Annotated in this window: 17 protein-coding genes; 8 read left to right on the forward strand and 9 right to left on the reverse strand. The window is 70.5% G+C overall.

Features of this window, described 5'->3' with window-relative positions; genetic code table 11:
- A partial coding sequence (locus tag K0M70_RS06105; RefSeq protein WP_290780659.1) for a KpsF/GutQ family sugar-phosphate isomerase occupies nucleotides 1-613 on the reverse strand: 613 nt, incomplete at its 3' end.
- Nucleotides 614-683: 70 nt separating this feature from the next.
- On the opposite strand from K0M70_RS06105, the gene K0M70_RS06110 reads away from it, so the two are divergent.
- Both K0M70_RS06110 and murA read left to right on the forward strand, forming a co-directional pair.
- Complete coding sequence (locus tag K0M70_RS06110; protein ID WP_290780663.1) at nucleotides 684-917, forward strand: BolA/IbaG family iron-sulfur metabolism protein; 234 nt, start codon at nucleotides 684-686, stop codon at nucleotides 915-917.
- Nucleotides 918-925: 8 nt separating this feature from the next.
- Nucleotides 926-2,182 carry a UDP-N-acetylglucosamine 1-carboxyvinyltransferase gene (murA, locus tag K0M70_RS06115; RefSeq protein WP_290780666.1) on the forward strand — a complete coding sequence of 419 codons (1,257 nt, stop codon included), beginning with the start codon at nucleotides 926-928 and terminating at the stop codon, nucleotides 2,180-2,182.
- Between the two features lie 47 nt (nucleotides 2,183-2,229).
- Here the strand turns inward: murA and K0M70_RS06120 are convergent, their stop codons facing one another.
- The 4 genes from K0M70_RS06120 to purM are packed head-to-tail and all read right to left on the reverse strand — an operon-like array spanning nucleotide 2,230 to nucleotide 5,309.
- Complete coding sequence (locus K0M70_RS06120; protein WP_290780669.1) at nucleotides 2,230-2,937, reverse strand: DUF3108 domain-containing protein; 708 nt, start codon at nucleotides 2,935-2,937, stop codon at nucleotides 2,230-2,232.
- Nucleotides 2,938-2,941: 4 nt separating this feature from the next.
- Nucleotides 2,942-3,613 (reverse strand): phosphoribosylglycinamide formyltransferase, encoded by a 672-nt coding sequence (gene purN / locus K0M70_RS06125; protein WP_290780671.1) that lies wholly within the window; start codon nucleotides 3,611-3,613, stop codon nucleotides 2,942-2,944.
- Nucleotides 3,610-4,236: a DUF2238 domain-containing protein gene (locus K0M70_RS06130; protein ID WP_290780703.1), complete on the reverse strand. Its 627-nt coding sequence runs from the start codon at nucleotides 4,234-4,236 to the stop codon at nucleotides 3,610-3,612. The genes purN and K0M70_RS06130 overlap by 4 nt, the downstream gene beginning before the upstream one ends.
- Before the next feature lie 38 nt (nucleotides 4,237-4,274).
- Complete coding sequence (gene purM / locus K0M70_RS06135; protein WP_290780674.1) at nucleotides 4,275-5,309, reverse strand: phosphoribosylformylglycinamidine cyclo-ligase; 1,035 nt, start codon at nucleotides 5,307-5,309, stop codon at nucleotides 4,275-4,277.
- 129 nt (nucleotides 5,310-5,438) lie between these two features.
- On the opposite strand from purM, the gene K0M70_RS06140 reads away from it, so the two are divergent.
- The 4 genes from K0M70_RS06140 to hda all read left to right on the forward strand — a co-directional run bounded on the left by K0M70_RS06140 (nucleotide 5,439) and on the right by hda (nucleotide 9,014).
- Nucleotides 5,439-6,473, forward strand: coding sequence for a DUF2066 domain-containing protein (locus K0M70_RS06140; RefSeq protein WP_290780676.1), 1,035 nt, complete (start codon nucleotides 5,439-5,441; stop codon nucleotides 6,471-6,473).
- A gap of 86 nt (nucleotides 6,474-6,559) precedes the next feature.
- Nucleotides 6,560-7,120 carry a CDP-alcohol phosphatidyltransferase family protein gene (locus K0M70_RS06145; RefSeq protein WP_290780679.1) on the forward strand — a complete coding sequence of 187 codons (561 nt, stop codon included), beginning with the start codon at nucleotides 6,560-6,562 and terminating at the stop codon, nucleotides 7,118-7,120.
- Nucleotides 7,117-8,334 (forward strand): AI-2E family transporter, encoded by a 1,218-nt coding sequence (locus K0M70_RS06150; protein WP_290780682.1) that lies wholly within the window; start codon nucleotides 7,117-7,119, stop codon nucleotides 8,332-8,334. Before K0M70_RS06145 ends, K0M70_RS06150 begins: the two co-directional genes overlap by 4 nt.
- Nucleotides 8,331-9,014 carry a DnaA regulatory inactivator Hda gene (gene hda / locus K0M70_RS06155; RefSeq protein WP_290780685.1) on the forward strand — a complete coding sequence of 228 codons (684 nt, stop codon included), beginning with the start codon at nucleotides 8,331-8,333 and terminating at the stop codon, nucleotides 9,012-9,014. Before K0M70_RS06150 ends, hda begins: the two co-directional genes overlap by 4 nt.
- A gap of 2 nt (nucleotides 9,015-9,016) precedes the next feature.
- Here the strand turns inward: hda and K0M70_RS06160 are convergent, their stop codons facing one another.
- Genes K0M70_RS06160 through K0M70_RS06170 form a run of 3 tightly spaced genes read right to left on the reverse strand, consistent with a single transcriptional unit; the run spans nucleotide 9,017 to nucleotide 11,836 of the window.
- Nucleotides 9,017-10,129 (reverse strand): GGDEF domain-containing protein, encoded by a 1,113-nt coding sequence (locus tag K0M70_RS06160; protein ID WP_290780688.1) that lies wholly within the window; start codon nucleotides 10,127-10,129, stop codon nucleotides 9,017-9,019.
- Between the two features lie 7 nt (nucleotides 10,130-10,136).
- Nucleotides 10,137-10,838, reverse strand: a complete 702-nt coding sequence (gene murU, locus K0M70_RS06165) for an N-acetylmuramate alpha-1-phosphate uridylyltransferase MurU (protein WP_290780690.1) — start codon at nucleotides 10,836-10,838, stop codon at nucleotides 10,137-10,139.
- On the reverse strand, nucleotides 10,835-11,836 hold the full coding sequence (locus K0M70_RS06170; RefSeq protein ID WP_290780692.1) for a phosphotransferase: 1,002 nt from the start codon (nucleotides 11,834-11,836) through the stop codon (nucleotides 10,835-10,837). Before K0M70_RS06170 ends, murU begins: the two co-directional genes overlap by 4 nt.
- A 150-nt stretch (nucleotides 11,837-11,986) precedes the next feature.
- On the opposite strand from K0M70_RS06170, the gene K0M70_RS06175 reads away from it, so the two are divergent.
- Nucleotides 11,987-13,420, forward strand: a complete 1,434-nt coding sequence (locus K0M70_RS06175) for a mannose-1-phosphate guanylyltransferase/mannose-6-phosphate isomerase (protein ID WP_290780695.1) — start codon at nucleotides 11,987-11,989, stop codon at nucleotides 13,418-13,420.
- A gap of 12 nt (nucleotides 13,421-13,432) precedes the next feature.
- Here K0M70_RS06175 and serA read toward each other — a convergent pair whose 3' ends face one another.
- Nucleotides 13,433-14,674, reverse strand: a complete 1,242-nt coding sequence (gene serA, locus K0M70_RS06180) for a phosphoglycerate dehydrogenase (RefSeq protein WP_290780698.1) — start codon at nucleotides 14,672-14,674, stop codon at nucleotides 13,433-13,435.
- 91 nt (nucleotides 14,675-14,765) lie between these two features.
- On the opposite strand from serA, the gene K0M70_RS06185 reads away from it, so the two are divergent.
- On the forward strand, nucleotides 14,766-15,922 hold a 1,157-nt coding region (locus K0M70_RS06185; protein ID WP_290780701.1), incomplete at its 3' end, for an FAD-binding oxidoreductase.

The following is a 15,922-nucleotide window of genomic DNA, read 5'->3' on the forward strand; positions in this document are numbered from 1 at the left end:
GCCGCGGGCCCAGGGGGCGGGGGGGGTGCGTGCGGGCGAAGTCGTCGGCCGTGAAGCCGCGGGCCTCCATCAGGGCCACGGCAAGGGCGTCGCCCATCACCAGCGCCGCCGTGGTGCTGGCGGTGGGCGCCAGGCTGAGCGGGCAGGCTTCGGCCGGGACGCTGGCGTCCAGGTGCACGTCCGCCAGGCGGGCCATGCTGGACTGCGGCCGGCCGGTGACGGCAATCATGGCGTTGCCCTGCCGGCGAAGCGCCGGGAGGATGGCCAGGATCTCGTCCGATTCGCCCGAATTGGACAGGGCCAGCACCACGTCGGCGTCGGTCACCATGCCCAGGTCGCCGTGGCTGGCTTCGCCGGGGTGCAGGAAGAAGGCCGGCGTGCCGGTGGAGGCGAGCGTGGCGGCGATCTTGCGGGCGATGTGGCCGGACTTGCCCATGCCCGTGCAGACCACCCGTCCCCGGCATTCCAGCAGCAGCCGGCAGGCCGCCGCAAACTCTGCCCCCACGCGCGCCTGCAGGGCCATCAGGGCCTGTGCCTCGACCTCGATGACCATGCGGCCACTGGCGATCAGGGCCTCGTCCTGGAGCGGTTGCTTGGGGGCGGGTGCAGTCATGCGCGGGCGTTGGGGGTATGATGCGGGGCCTTATTGTAAGGCCTGCGCGGCCCCCCGCGCGGCTGTGCCCATGACCCCGGACATCATCCAGAACCTCATCGAATCCGGCCTGCCCGGCGCCCGTGCGCGGGTGCAGGGCGACGACGGCGTTCACTTTGAAGCCACCGTGGTGTGCGAGGCCTTCCGCGGCAAGCTGCCGCTGGCCCGCCACCGCCTCGTTTACGCCACGTTGGGCGAGCGCATGGGCGGCGAGATCCACGCCCTGGCCCTGCGCACCCTCACCCCTGAAGAAGCCGAGCGCTAAACAACACCATGGCCAAGATTGTCATCACGGGCGGCGAACCGCTCAACGGCGAAGTCCAGATTTCCGGCGCCAAGAACGCGGTGCTGCCGATCCTGGCCGCCACGCTGCTGGCCGACGGCCCGATCTCCATCGGCAACGTCCCCCATTTGCACGACGTCACCACCACCATGGAGCTGCTGGGCGCGATGGGCGTGCAGCTGATGGTGGACGAAAGGCTCACCATCACCGCCGACCCGCGCTTCATCACCAGCACCGTGGCGCCCTACGAGCTGGTGAAGACCATGCGCGCCTCGATCCTGGTGCTGGGTCCGCTGCTGGCGCGCTTCGGCCACGCCGAAGTGTCGCTGCCCGGCGGCTGCGCCATCGGTTCGCGTCCGGTGGAACAGCACATCCGCGGCCTGCAGGCGCTGGGCGCCGAGGTCACGGTTGAGAATGGATTCATCAAGGCCCGCGCCGAGCGCCTCAAGGGCGGCCGCTACGTGTTCGACATGATCACCGTCACCGGCACCGAAAACGTGCTGATGGCCGCCGCGCTGGCCAAGGGCACCACGGTGCTCGAGAACTGCGCGATGGAGCCGGAAGTGGTGGACCTGGCCAACTGCCTGATCGCCATGGGTGCGCACATCGAGGGCGCGGGCACGAACCGCATCGTCGTGCACGGCGTGGATTCGCTCAAGGGCATCCACTACGACGTGCTGCCCGACCGCATCGAGGCCGGCACCTTCCTGGTGGCCGGCGCGATGACCGGCGGCAGGGTCACCGTGAAGCGCGCCCGCGCCGACACCATGGACGCCATCCTGGTGAAGCTGGAAGAGGCCGGCGCGCACATCAACACCACCGCCGACACCATCGAGGTGGACGGCCGCGGCCGGCGCCCGAAGGCGATCAACCTGACGACGGCCCCGTACCCGGCGTTCCCGACCGACATGCAGGCGCAGTTCGCGGCGCTCAACACGGTGGCCGAAGGCGTGGGCGTGATCACCGAAACCATCTTCGAGAACCGCTTCATGCACCTCAACGAGCTGTCGCGCCTGGGCGCCGACATTCGCGTGGAGGGCAACACTGCCATCATCCGCGGCGTCAAGAAGATGACCGGTGCGCCGATCATGGCCACCGACCTGCGCGCCTCGGCGTCGCTGGTGCTGGCCGGCCTGGTGGCCGAGGGCGAAACCGTGGTCGACCGCATCTACCACATCGACCGCGGCTACGAGAACATCGAAGAAAAGCTCGGCGCGCTCGGCGCGAAGATCCGCCGCCTGCCCTGAGCCATCCCGGCGGGAGGGCCTCAAGGGCCTGCCGCTTTCCCCGGGGCTCAGCGAATGGCGACGATGCGCATGTCCAGCGTCTCGCCGTCGGCTTCGTATTGCTTGATGCGCAGCGGCAGCCAGCCGCGTTCGCGCGCGAACCATATCTTGGTGACGCGGCCGTTGCCGGCCTCGCGGATGCGCTCGACGCGCACGGCGCGCATCACGCCCACCGACGTCCTGAGCTTCACCGCCGCCGCCACCGAATAGTGCTGCTTCTCGACGTTGTCGCGGCTGGCCACGTCGTAGTGCAGCGGCGTGCCGGAGCGGGCGCCGGCGGCCAGGTCGGCCATGATCGCGGCCGTCAGGCCGTGGCGGTCAAGCATGCCGGGGCGGTAGGGAAGGGGGGTGGTCTTGTCCTTGTAGGTGCTGCTGGCGCGCCGCGCCGCGGCGTCCACCCGCAGGTGCAGGTTGCGAGAGGTCCACGCCGCCTTCTGGTCCATGCGGTACTCCACCACCTCGGGCTTGCCGCCCGCCCAGGACAGCACGCTGCGCTCGTTGCGCGTCACGCCCGCGGCGGACGCCAGGCCCTGCGTGGCCTCGCTGCGGGTCACCATTTCCCACTGGCCGCCGGGCAGGGCCCGAAGCGTGATGGTGCCGCGGCCGAGCTTCTTGTCGTTCTGGAAGACTTCGTAGTCGGCGGAGAAGGGCGCCGGCGGTGCGGCGTGGGCGGCCGCGGGCAGCAGCAGGGCGAGGCACAGCAGGAAAAAACGCATGGGGTCAGGCTCCGATGAGGTGGTTGGCCGCGTCAAGCTGCAGCGGCGCAGCAAGGCGGCGGCCGTCGAGCTCGGCGTGGTCGGCGTGCAGGCGCACGCGGCGCTGTGCGAAAAGGGTGGCGGTGGCCACCAGCAGCGCGTGTTCGCGCGGCAGCAGCCGCGCGGCCAGCGCCGGCGCGTCGTCGCCGGGCAGCAGGGGGATGCGCACCTGCGCCAGCAGCGGGCCCGCGTCCAGGGCGGGCGTGACCGCGTGCACGCTGGCACCGTGCTCGGCGTCGCCCGCGGCGAGGGCGCGGGCATGGGTGTCCAGGCCCGGATATTTCGGCAGCAGCGATGGATGGATGTTGATCATGCGACCCTCGAGGCGGCTCAGCGCGGCAGCGCCGACGATGCGCATGTATCCCGCAAACACGATGAGGTCGGGCTGAACAGCGGCGATTTCGCTGAACAGCGCTTCATCGTGCGCGGCGCGATCCGGGCAGTCGCGCGGCCGGATCGCCACGCCGTGCAGGCCGCGTGCGCCGGCCAATGCGATCGCGCCGCTGGCGGGTTTGTCCGAGAACACGCCAACGATGCGGGCCTCCAGGACGCCCGTGCCGATGGCGTCCAGCAGCGCCTGCAGGTTGCTGCCGCGGCCCGACGCAAGCACGGCGATACGCAGCGGCGGGAGGGTCATGGCGCGGCGCCGTCCGCGCGCGCCGAGCGGTCCAGCAGCGGCCAGGTCAGCAGCGCACCGATCGTGGCCAGCAGCATGTCCATGTGCGCGTCCCAGACGTCGCCCTGCTGGCCGTTGTAGGCCTCGGCGGCCTCGGGCGACATCGCCAGGGCGATGCCCCATTCGGCCCACTCGTACACCAGGCTGGTGCACATCACCAGCATCACCGCCACCGCGAAGGCGCTGCCCAGGGCCAGGCCCGGCCAGCGCTGCCGCAGCGAACGGTGCACCGCCGGGGTGAAGCAAAGCCCGTACAGCAGGTGGATCAGCCGGTCGAAATGGTTGCGCTGCCAACCGAAGGCCGCGTCCGGCGACCAGCCCGTGAGCCACTGCATCCACGCGTCGTAGGGCACGTTCGAATACAGCCAGCGCGCGGCCACGCAGTGCACGGCGATGAAGCCGCAGATGGCGATGAAGTCACCGTTGCGCATCGGCCAGCGCCGCGCGTGCAGCACCAGCCAGGCGAAGCCGAGCACGGTGAGCGAGCTGTGCAGCGCCTGGTCTGCCGGCCAGATAGGCGCGATCCACGTGGCGCCGAACACCGCCAGGGAAAGCAGCAGCGCCGCCCACTGCCATCGGCTCAGCGCCGCCGGGGCGGGCCGCGCGGTCACGGCGCGCGGCCTCAGCCGATCCGGACGCGCTCGTCGCCGGCCGCCGCCACCACCGAGCCGATGGCGCGGTGCGCCAGGCCCAGGCGCTGCAGGTCGGACGACACGGCGGCCACGTCACCCGGCGCCAGCACCAGCACGAAGCCGACGCCGCAGTTGAAGGTGCGCCACATCTCGGGGTTGGGCACGGCGCCTTCGCGCTGCAGCCATTCGAACACCGGCGGCAGCACGATGGCCGACGCCTCGATGTCCAGGCCCAGGCCGTCGGGGATCACGCGAATGATGTTCTCGGTAAGGCCGCCGCCGGTGATGTGCGCCATGGCGTGCAGGTCGTGCCGGCCCAGCAGTTCCAGGATCGGCTTGACGTAGATGGTGGTGGGCGCCATCAGCGCGTCCACCAGCGTCACGCCGCCCAGGTCGAGCCCGGCCGGGCGTCCGGCGCGGTCGTAGATGCGCCGCACCAGCGAATAACCGTTCGAATGCGGGCCGCTGGACGCGATGCCCAGCAGCACGTCGCCCGCGCGCACCTTGGCACCGTCGAGCAGCATGGATTTTTCCACCGCGCCCACGGTGAAGCCGGCCAGGTCGTATTCGCCGGGCGGGTACATGTCGGGCATCTCGGCGGTCTCGCCGCCGATCAGCGCGCAGCCGGCCAGCTCGCAGCCCGCGGCGATGCCGCCGACCACGGCCACGGTGGTGTCCACGTGCAGCTTGCCGGTGGCGAAATAGTCCAGGAAGAACAGCGGTTCCGCGCCCTGCACCAGCACGTCGTTCACGCACATGCCCACCAGGTCGATGCCGATGGTGTCGTGGCGATTGAGCTGCTGGGCCAGCTTGAGCTTGGTGCCCACGCCGTCGGTGCCCGACACCAGCACCGGCTCGCGGTACTTGCCCGTCAGGTTGAACAGGGCGCCGAAGCCGCCCAGGCCGCCCATCACTTCGGGCCGGAACGTGCGCTTCACCAGGGGCTTGATGCGCTCGACGACTTCGTTCCCGGCGTCGATGTCGACGCCGGCATCGCGGTAGGTGAGGGGAGTGGGCGTAGTCACGGTAGTTCCGGCGCGGGCGAAGTCATCATTCTAACAAGCTATCGCCGGGCAGGCCGCCCGGAGCCTCCGGTTGGACGGCCCCGCTGGCATGCGGCACCATGCTGGCCTGTCTCGAAGGCTGGACCGACCATGCGCACGACCCCGCTGCTGTTTCGCCTGGCCCTGGTGCTGGCCCTGGCACCCCTGTCGCTGCTGGCGCAGGAGCCAGTGCCTGCAGGTCCGACCGCGGCCACCGAAACGCCGGCCGAGGCCGTGCGCGACCCGGCGCTTTACCAGGCCGAGGTGGAGCTGCTTTCCCAGGGTGCCGGCGAGCGCCGCGCCGCCGCCGCCCGGGCCCTGGGCCAGGTGCTGGTGAAGATTACCGGCCAGCCGCAGGCCGCCGGCAACCCGGTGGTGCGTCGCGCGCTGGCCAGCGCTGAATCGCTGGTGGTGGACAGCCGCGGCAGTGAGTCGGCGTCCGACCAGCAGGGCAATGCCGCCATCGGCGGCGTGCCGGTCTACAAGACCCTGATGACCTTTGCCTTCGATCCCGCCAGCGTGGACGCGCTGGTGGCGGGCGCGGGCCTGCCCTACTGGGGCGCCGGCCGCCCGCGTCCCCTGCTGTGGCTGGCCATCGACGACGGCCGCGGTGCGCGCCTGGTGAACAGCCAGCAGCTGGCCGTGGTGAAGCCGCTGGCCACCCGCGGGCTCGAGCGCGGCCTGCGCTTCGGCCTGCCTGCCGGCAGTGCCGTGGAGCAGGCGGCGGTGCAGACCATCTGGGCCCAAACCCCTGCGCCCCTGCTGCCGCTGGCGTCGCGCTACGGCGAACAGACCCAGCTGCTGGGCCGCGTGTACCGCAGCGGCGGCGGCTGGACCGCCGACTGGGTGTTGAGCAGCGGCGAAACCGAACTCTCGCGCTGGTCCTACAGCGACCCCAGCCCGCAGCGCGCCATCGCCTCGGGCGCCGACGGCGCGGCCGATGCACTGGCCCGTCGCGACGCCCGCGCGCTCGACGTGGGCGAACCCGGCACGCTGATGGTCGCCATTGGCGGACTGCGTGGCGCGGGAGGCTACACGCGGGCCATGGGCTACCTGCAGACCCTGGCCGTGGTGCGCTCGATCACCGTGGTCGAGGCCGGTCCCGACCAGTTGGACCTGCAGCTCGAGCTGGCGGTGGGCGCCTAAGGCTTCGCCCGCTTCGTCGCGGCCGGCAGCACCCTTGAAGCCGACCCTTCGGCCAGCCAGGACGCGCCGCGCTTCCTGCTGCGCCAATGAACCTGCGCCACATTCCAAACGCCATCACCGGACTTCGTCTGGCGATGGCGCCGCTGTTGCTGTGGCTGCTGTGGGCGCGGCACTTCGAGGCGGCGCTGGGCGTGGCGCTGGTGGCCGGAGCAAGCGACCTGGTGGACGGCTTCCTGGCCAAGCGCTTCGGCTGGCAAAGCCGCCTGGGCAGCCTGCTCGACCCGATCGCCGACAAGCTGATGCTGGGCTTGGCCATGCTCGGCCTGTGGCTGGTGGCCATGCTGCCGGCCTGGCTGGTGGGCCTGGTGCTGGTGCGTGACCTGGTGATCGTGGCCGGCGCACTGGCCTGGTGGCGGGTGGGCGGCCCCTTCGACGGCAAGCCCACCTGGCTGGGCAAGCTGAGCACCTTGTCCCAGCTCGTGCTGGTGCTGCTGTGCCTGATGGAACTGGCCGGCTGGGAGCTGCCGCTGCGGGTGCGCCTGGAGGCCATCCTGGCGGTGGCACTGCTGACTTTCGCCAGTGGCATCGATTACGTCGTCCGCTATGGTGTGCGCGCCTGGCATGCAACGAGGAACCCCGCCCCATGACAAACGATTCCGTCCACCCGCTCAGCGACCGCCGCTGGCATTGGCTCGCCCTGGCCGTCGGCCTGGGCGCGCTGGTGTGGCTGCTGGGGCCGGTGCTGACGCCCTTCGTGATCGCGGCGCTGCTGGCCTGGCTGGGCGAGCCGCTGGTGGCGCGCATCCAGCGCGGCGGCCGGTCGCGCACCACGGCGGTGCTGCTGGTGTTCTCCCTGATGACATGTGCGGTGGTGCTGTCGGTGCTGCTGCTGGTGCCGCTGGTGGAGCGGCAGCTGGCGCAGCTGGTGGACTGGCTGCCGCGGTTTGGCACCTGGATCACCGACACGGCGGTGCCGTGGGCCGAACAGCGCTTCAAGCTCGACCTGGCCGGCTACGTCGATCCCACCCAGATCATCGAGCTACTCAAGGCCCACTGGCAGGAAGCCGGCGGCATTGCCGCGACCATCTTCGGCGGCGTGTCCAAGTCCGGCATCGCCATCCTGGGCTGGTTCGCCAATCTGGCGCTGATCCCGGTGGTGGCGTTTTACTTCATGCGCGACGGCCGCGGCATGCTCGGCAGCGTGCGTGAGCTGCTGCCGCGGCCGATCGAGCCGGTAGTGGTCAGGCTGACCCATGAATCCGACCAGGTGCTGGGCGGCTTCATCCGCGGCCAGCTCAGCGTGATGATCGCGCTGGGCGCCATCTATGCCACCGGCCTGACCCTGGTGGGCGTGGACCTGGGCATCCTGATCGGCATCGTGGCGGGCCTGGTGAGCTTCGTGCCTTACCTGGGCGCCGTGGTGGGCGTGGGCGCCGCCGTGATCGCCACGCTGGTGCAACACGGCGACTGGCAGCACCTGGCGCTGGTGCTGGTGGTGTTCAGCGCGGGCCAGACCATCGAGAGCTTCTTCCTGACGCCGTGGCTGGTGGGCGACAAGATCGGCCTGCACCCGGTGGCCGTCATCTTCGCGATCATGGCCGGTGGCCAGCTGTTCGGCTTCCTGGGCGTGCTGCTGGCGCTGCCGGTGGCGGCGGTGGGCGTGGTGGTGCTGCGCTACGTGCACGAACGCTACACGCACAGCCGCCTGTACGGCGCCGACGAAGAAGTCTCCATCGACGTTCTGGAGGACGCCGAAGCGGTGCCGGTCGGGTCCGACGACGATCCGTTCCCGGAAGTGCCCGTCGGCGCGCCTGCCCACCTGCAGACAGGCGACCCGGACGGAGTGACGGTTCCGAAGTGAGCACGCCGCAGCTGCCGCTGTCGCTGCGCACGCCGCCCGACCAGCGCCTGGAAGCTTTCCACGGCCAGCCGGCCGTGCGCGACGCCGTGGCCGCCGTGGCGCGCGGCGACAGCGCGGGCTGGCTGTACCTGGCGGGCCCCGCCGGCAGCGGCAAATCACATCTGCTGCTGGCGGCCTGCGTGCAGGCCAGCGCCATGGGTCGCCGCGCCGCCTACCTGCCGCTGGCGGCCTTCGCCGGCACGCTCAACCACGTGCTGTCTGCCCAGGAGGGCGCCGACCTGGTCTGCCTGGATGGGTTGGAAACCATCGCCGGCCATCGCGACGATGAAGAGGCGCTGTTCCACTTCCACAACCGCGCGCGGGCGGGCGGCACCGCGCTGATTTATGCGGCCCGTGGCAACCCGGCCGCGCTGGGCCTGTGCCTGCCTGATCTGGCGACGCGGCTGGGTCAATGCGCGCGCCTGCACGTGGATGCGCTGGACGAAGAAGGCCGGCGCGAGCTGCTGCGCCAGCGCGCCGCGCGCCGCGGCCTGCAGCTGGACGACGCGGTGCTGGACTACCTGATGCGCCGCAGCGAACGCGACCTGGCCAGCCTCACCGCTCTGCTGGACCGGCTGGACAAAGCCAGCCTGGCGGCGCAGCGCCGCATCACCATCCCGTTCCTGCGCGGGCACCTCTAGCCTCAGCGCGCCACGATCACCTGGTCGCGGCCGCGGTGCTTGGCCTCGTACAGCGCGGCATCCGCACGCGCCAGCAGGTCGTTGAGCAGGTCGCCGGCCCCGTGCGTCGCCACGCCGATGCTCAGCGTGGAGCTGAAGCGCTGTGCGTGGTTGCGGTAGTCGGTCGCCAGGCGTTCGGCCAGGCGCTGGGCCTGCGCCGGGCTTGAACGCGGCAGCAGGCAGGTGAACTCCTCGCCGCCCAGGCGCGCACAGAAGTCGCCCGGTCCCATGCGGGCATTGATGATGGCACCCAGCTCCTTGAGCAGCTGGTCGCCGGCCTGGTGGCCGTGGTTGTCGTTGATGCGCTTGAAATGATCGACGTCGATGAACAGCACCGCCGGCTGCGCGCCGCTGTCGAGGGCATCGCGCATCGCCGTTTCCGCCACGCTCATCCAGCCCTGGCGGTTGAGCAGCCCGGTCAGCGGATCGGTGACGGCGCGCTGCCAAAGGGTGTCGGCCTGGCGCTGCATGTGCACGGCCAGGTTGCCGCGGGCACGGCGCAGCACCAGCCCGGCGGTGCTGCTGAGCAGGTAGTGGAAGCTGAAGGCCAGCCGCTCGCCGACCGGGATTTGCGCCAGCCAGAACACCAGCACGCCGGCCACCAGCGTGCAGGCGGCCAGCGCGAAAAAGGCGACTTTCGGCCGCACCAGCAGCGGCAGCCCCGCCACCGGCAGCAGCAGGAAGCCCGCCAGGGAAAGCACCGGCATCTGCTGCCAATGCGACCCGGGTTCGGCCAGGCTGGTGAGCAGCAGGGTCACGAACGCCGCCCCCGAAAGCAGCCGACGCCGCAGCGAGACGATGTGGCGGAAGTGCAGCGCCAAGGCCGTCAGCGCCGCGCTTGCCGCCAGCTGCCAGCTGAACATCGGCAGGCCGTAGTCGCCCCAGGCACCCTGTGCCAGCACGCGCGCCAGGCCCACCAGCGCGATGGCCAACAGCAGGTTCGAAACCGGCACGTGCAGCAGGCGGATCTGGCGCCGATGCTGTTCGCGGCGCTCATGCGGCGCCATGCCGGCCAGTTCCCCTTCGAACGCGCGGTGCAGGGTGGAGGGAAGCTGGGACAGGAAGGTCACGGGCATCGGAAATTCACTTCGGGGCGTCCAGTGCCGCCAGGCGCTCGGGCGTGCCCACGTCGGTCCAGGCACCGCGGTAATGTTCGCCGCTGACGGCGTCGGCGCGCATCGCGGCGCGCAGCAGCGGTGCAAGTTTGAAGCGGGGTGGCGTCTGGCCGGCGCCCACGGTTTCACCAACGACGGTGCGCCAGTGGGCCAGCAGCGCCGGGCGGTAGACCCCGATGCCCGAGAACGTCAGGCGCGGTCCGCCATCGGAGTGGACCTGCGTGCCCGAAAGTGCGAAATCACCCTTGGCGTTGTGTCCCGGGTTGTCCACCAGCACCAGGTGCGCCAGCCCGGTGGGCTGGTCGGGCAACGACGTGAAATCGTGGTCGCACCAGATGTCGCCGTTCACGGCGATGAAGGCGTTGTCGCCCAACAGCGGCAGCGCGTGCAGCATGCCGCCGCCGGTTTCCAGCGGTTCGTCGCCTTCGTGGGAATAGTGCAGGCGCAGGCCCCAGTGCGCGCCGTCACCCAGCGTGGGCGCGAAGCGGTCGGCCAGCCAGGAGGTGTTCACCACCACGTCCCGGACGCCCAGGCCGGCGAGCTTCTCCAGGTGCCAGGCAATCAGCGGCTTGCCGCGCACCGTGAGCAGCGGCTTGGGCGTGCGGTCGGTGAGGGGTCGCATGCGTTCGCCCCGGCCAGCGGCGAACACCAGGGCGCGGGTCGGGCTCATGCGCGCGGCACCGCCAGCTCGCGTTCTCCGAGGGTGCGCTCGATGAGGTCCACCAGCGGCGCGATTTCCGGGTAGCGGCGGCCAACGTCGCGCGTGTAGCGCCACACCAGCGGCAGGTCCTGCAGGTATCCGGCCTTGCCGTCGCGGTACCAGAGCCGGCAGAAAATGCCCAGCACCTTGATGTGCCGCTGCAGGCCCATCAGGTCGAACGCGCGCAGGAACGCCTCGCGCCCAGGCACCGGCACCCCGGCGTCGGCCAGCTGTTGACGATGCTGTTCCACCCAGGCCTGCACCCGGTCGTCGGGCCAGGCGATGTAACAGTCGCGAAGCAGCGACACCAGGTCGTAGGTGACCGGGCCGAGCACGGCGTCCTGGAAATCGATCACGCCCGGATCGTCGCGACCGGTCAGCAGCAGGTTGCGCGAGTGGAAGTCGCGGTGCACGAACGCCTGCGGCTGTGCGCGGGCGCTGGTCTCGAGCACGCGGAACGCGCTTTCGATCACGTCCCATTCCTCGCACTCGGGCGTGTAGCCCAGGTGGCGCTTGAGCAGCCACTCGGGCATCAGCTCCATCTCGGCCACCAGCCGTGCTTCGTCGTAGACGGGCAGGTCGGTGGTGTCGGCGTCGAGCTGCATGCTCAGGATGGCGCGCATGGCATCGCCGTAGTGGCGGTCGGCGTTGGCTTGCGTCAGCTCGGGCAGCAGCAGGCGGTCGCCCATGTCTTCCATCAGCACGAAGCCACGCTCGGCGTCGGCGGCCTGGATGTCGGGCACGTGCACGCTGGCGCGGGCCAGGCGGCCGGCCACGTCCAGCCAGGGTCGGATGTCCTCCTTGTCCGGCGGCGCGTCCATCAGCACCCAGCTGCGGCCGGCGGAGTGCGCACGCCAGTAGCTGCGGAAGCTGGCGTCGTTGGTCGCGCGCACGATCGACGCATCCGGGTCGGCCAGGGCGCGGCGGGTCCAGTCCAGGCGCAGCGATTCGCGGGTGGGCAAACTCATCCGGGCGGGGTTCCAGGAGATGTGAAGTCCAATTATGACCTTTCATGCGGCCTTTTCGCCGATTGTTTCGCGAGCGGCGGGCCTGGCCCCCGCTACACGCGATGGGCCGGGGAAGGCATGATGTAATCCAGTCTTTTCCCAAGCACCGCCATGACGCCCATTGTTCCCGTTCTTTTGTCCGGAGGCTCAGGCACGCGGCTCTGGCCGCTGTCGCGCGAGACCCATCCCAAGCAGTTCCAGCCGCTGGTCGGCGAAGGCTCGCTGCTGCAGGCCACCTGGCGCCGCATCGAAGGCCTGGCCGGCATGGCCGCGCCGATCGTGGTGGCGAACGAGGAGCATCGGTTCATGGTGGCCGAACAGCTGCGCCAGCTGGGCGTGGCCCCGGCAGCGCTGCTGCTCGAGCCGGTGGGCCGCAACACGGCGCCGGCCATCGCCGTGGCCGCGCTGCAGGCGATGGCCGCTGGCGACGATCCGCTGCTGCTGGTGCTGCCGTCCGACCACGTCATCCGCAACGTACCGGCCTTCCACGCCGCGGTGCAGGCCGCGATGGCCGCGGCAGGGCAGGGCGCCCTGGTCACCTTTGGCATCGTGCCGTCCGGCCCGGAAACCGGCTACGGCTACATCAAGGCGGGTTCCACCGAAGGGCCGCCCGGCGCGGCCGGCGTGCGGGACGTGGAGCGCTTCGTGGAGAAGCCCGACCTGGCCACCGCGCAGGCCTACGTGGCCAGCGGCGATTATTTCTGGAACTCGGGCATGTTCCTGTTCCGTGCCTCGGTGTTCCTGTCGGAACTGCAGCGCTTCGCCCCGGCGATGGTGGCGGCGGCGACGGCGGCGCTGGAAGGCGCCAAGCGCGACGTCGATTTCCTGCGCCTGGACCGCGCCGCGTTCGAGGCCTGCCCGGCCGATTCCATCGACTACGCGGTGATGGAAAAGACCGACGCCGCCGCGGTGCTGCCGGTGGACGTGGGCTGGAGCGACGTCGGCTCCTGGTCGGCGCTGTGGGAGATTGCCGACCAGGATCCCGACGGCAACGCCCACCACGGCGACGTGATCGCCCTGGACTGCCGCAACACCCTGGCCTGGGGCGGCCGCCGCCTGGTCAGCCTGCTGGGCCTGCGCGACGTGATCGTGGTGGACACCGACGATGCGCTGCTGGTGGCGGCGCGCGACCAGGTGCAGCAGGTCAAGCAGATCGTGGCGCGCCTGAAGGCCGAAAAGCGGCCCGAGGCCAGCGTGCATCGCAAGGTCTACCGGCCCTGGGGCAGCTATGACGGCGTGGACAGCGGCGACCGGTTCCAGGTGAAGCGCATCGTGGTCAAGCCCGGCGCCGCGCTGTCGCTGCAGATGCACCACCACCGGGCCGAGCACTGGATCGTGGTGAGCGGCAGTGCCCGCGTTACCTGCGACGAACGGGTGTTCCTGCTGGGCGAGAACCAGAGCACCTACATCCCGCTGGGCAGCAAGCACCGGCTGGAAAATCCGGGCGTGGTGCCGCTGGAGCTGATTGAAGTGCAGTCGGGCAGCTACCTGGGCGAAGACGATATCGTCCGCTTCGAGGACGTGTACGGCCGCACGCCGGGCTGACCCGGCGCCGGGTCAGTAAAGCACCCGCACCCGCAGCGTCCCCGGGATCGCCGACAGCGCCTGGCGCAGTTCATCGGCCTGCGTTTCGGTGGCGGTGACGTCCATCACCACGTAGCCCACTTTGGCGTCCGTGCGCAGGTACTGGCCATCAATATTGATGCCCTGGTCGCGGAAGATGTCGTTGGCCAGTGACAGCACGCCGGGCACGTTGCGGTGGATGTGCAGGATGCGGCGGCTGCCGATGTGGCCGGGCAGGGACACTTCGGGGAAATTCACCGCCGACAGGGTGGAGCCGTTGTCGCTGTAGCGGATCAGCTTGGCCGCCACTTCGGTGCCGATGTTGTCCTGCGCTTCGAGCGTGCTGCCGCCTACGTGCGGGGTCAGGATCACGTTGTCCATGCCGCGCAGCGGCGACACGAAGGCCTCGTCGCTGCCCTTGGGCTCCACCGGGAACACGTCCACCGCGGCGCCACCGATTTGCCCGCTGCGCAGGGCGTCGGCCAGCGCGTCAATGTCCACCACGGTGCCGCGGGACGCGTTGATCAGGTGCGCGCCGCGCTTCATCAGGGCGATCTGCGTGGCGGCGATCAGGTTCTGCGTGGCCGGGGTTTCCGGCACGTGCAGGCTCACCACGTCGCTTTGCGCCAGCAGGTCGCCCAGGCCTTTGGCGGGGCGGGCATTGCCCAGCGACAGCTTGGTTTCGATGTCGTGGAAGACCACCTGCATGCCCAGGCTTTCCGCCAGCAGGCCCACCTGGGTGCCGATGTGGCCGTAGCCGACGATGCCCAGGGTCTTGCCGCGCACTTCGTGGCTGCCCTCGGCGGTCTTGGACCAGCCGCCGCGGTGGCATTCGCTGTTTTTCTGCGGAATGCCGCGCATCAGCAGGATGGCCTCGGCGATCACCAGCTCGGCCACGCTGCGGGTGTTGGAATAGGGGGCATTGAACACCGGGACGCCCAGCGCCTGCGCCGCCTCCAGGTCCACCTGGTTGGTGCCGATGCAGAAGCAGCCCACCGCGATCAGCCGGCGTGCGTCGGCCAGCACCTGGGCGTTGAGCTGCGTGCGCGAGCGGATGCCGACCAGGTGCGCCTCGGCGATGGCGGCGCGCAGCTCACGCTCGGGCAGGGACTTGGTGTGGAAATCTATGTTGGTGTAGCCGGCCGCCCGCAGCTGGTCCACGGCGCTCTGGCTGACGCCTTCGAGCAGCAGTACGCGGATGTCCTGCCGCGGGAAGGAAGTTTTCAGTTTCGTCATGGGGAGGGGGAGTAAAAGTAGGGGCGCTTGCTGCACTATGCTGGTCAGGTGCGCTGCACCGCAACAACCCTTCCTTCGCCGACCCCGAGCCATGACCGATCCGCGCCTGACCGCCCTGCAGACCGCCGTCCCCGGCCTGCTGATCAAGACCGACCCGGCCGACCTGGAACACTACGGCCGCGACTGGACCCGGCGCTGGACCCCCGCACCGATGGCCATCGCGCTGCCGGGCACCGTGGACCAGGTGCAGGCCGTGGTGCGCTGGGCCTGCGAGCACGGCGTGGCCATCGTGCCGTCCGGCGGGCGCACGGGCCTGTCCGGCGGCGCCGTGGCGGCCCGGGGCGAGCTGGTGCTGAGCCTGGAGCGCATGAACCGGGTGCTGGGCTACGACGCCATCGACAACCACCTGACGGTGCAGGCCGGCACGCCGCTGCAGGCGGTGCAGGAGGCGGCGCAGGCCCAGGGCCTGCTTTACCCGGTGGATTTCGGCTCGCGCGGCAGCTGCAGCATCGGCGGCAACATCGCCACCAATGCCGGCGGCATCCGCGTGATCCGCCACGGCAACACCCGCGAGTGGATCGCCGGGCTCAAGCTGGTGACCGGCACGGGCGAGCTGCTGGACCTGGGCCGGGGCCTGGTGAAGAACTCCAGCGGCTACGACCTGCGCCACCTGGCCATCGGCTCTGAGGGCACCCTGGGCATCGTGGTGGAAGCCACGCTGCGGCTGACGCAGCCCCTGCCGGCAGCGCAGACCCTGCTGCTGGCGCTGCCCTCGTTCGAGGCGGTGATGCAGGTGTTCACCGTGTTCCGCGCGCGGCTGAACCTGCAGGCTTTCGAATTCCTCACCGACATCGGCCTCAGGCATGTGCTGGCCCATGGCGGCACCAACCCGTTTGAAACGGTGTACCCGTACTACGTGGTGACCGAATACGACGCCGCCGACGAAGCGCAGCAGGCCGCCGGCCTGGCCGCGTTCGAGCACTGCCTGGAGCAGGGCTGGGTGGTGGACGGCGTGCAGGCGGCCAGCGCGGCGCAGGCCGCGCAGCTGTGGCGCCTGCGCGAAGGCATCACCGAGGCGCTGGCGCGCTGGCGGCCCTACAAGAACGACATCTCGGTGCGCATCTCGGCGCTGCCCGGTTTCCTGGCGCGCGCGCGCGAGCTGCTGGACGCGGCCTACCCGCAGTTCGAAGTGGTGTGGTTCGGCCACATCGGCGACGGCAACCTGCACATCAACGTGCTGCAGCCCGA

The sequence above is a fragment of the Arenimonas sp. genome, from assembly GCF_019459675.1.
GTDB lineage: Bacteria > Pseudomonadota > Gammaproteobacteria > Xanthomonadales > Xanthomonadaceae > Arenimonas.

What these genes read in the sequence shown, in the direction of transcription:
- K0M70_RS06110 (WP_290780663.1), top strand. Translation starts at nt 684, where the DNA reads ATGACCCCGGACATCATCCAGAACCTCATCGAATCCGGCCTGCCCGGC.
- murA (WP_290780666.1), top strand. Translation starts at nt 926, where the DNA reads ATGGCCAAGATTGTCATCACGGGCGGCGAACCGCTCAACGGCGAAGTC.
- K0M70_RS06120 (WP_290780669.1), bottom strand. Translation starts at nt 2,937, where the DNA reads ATGCGTTTTTTCCTGCTGTGCCTCGCCCTGCTGCTGCCCGCGGCCGCC.
- purN (WP_290780671.1), bottom strand. Translation starts at nt 3,613, where the DNA reads ATGACCCTCCCGCCGCTGCGTATCGCCGTGCTTGCGTCGGGCCGCGGC.
- K0M70_RS06140 (WP_290780676.1), top strand. Translation starts at nt 5,439, where the DNA reads ATGCGCACGACCCCGCTGCTGTTTCGCCTGGCCCTGGTGCTGGCCCTG.
- K0M70_RS06145 (WP_290780679.1), top strand. Translation starts at nt 6,560, where the DNA reads ATGAACCTGCGCCACATTCCAAACGCCATCACCGGACTTCGTCTGGCG.
- K0M70_RS06150 (WP_290780682.1), top strand. Translation starts at nt 7,117, where the DNA reads ATGACAAACGATTCCGTCCACCCGCTCAGCGACCGCCGCTGGCATTGG.
- K0M70_RS06160 (WP_290780688.1), bottom strand. Translation starts at nt 10,129, where the DNA reads ATGCCCGTGACCTTCCTGTCCCAGCTTCCCTCCACCCTGCACCGCGCG.
- murU (WP_290780690.1), bottom strand. Translation starts at nt 10,838, where the DNA reads ATGAGCCCGACCCGCGCCCTGGTGTTCGCCGCTGGCCGGGGCGAACGC.
- K0M70_RS06170 (WP_290780692.1), bottom strand. Translation starts at nt 11,836, where the DNA reads ATGAGTTTGCCCACCCGCGAATCGCTGCGCCTGGACTGGACCCGCCGC.
- K0M70_RS06175 (WP_290780695.1), top strand. Translation starts at nt 11,987, where the DNA reads ATGACGCCCATTGTTCCCGTTCTTTTGTCCGGAGGCTCAGGCACGCGG.
- serA (WP_290780698.1), bottom strand. Translation starts at nt 14,674, where the DNA reads ATGACGAAACTGAAAACTTCCTTCCCGCGGCAGGACATCCGCGTACTG.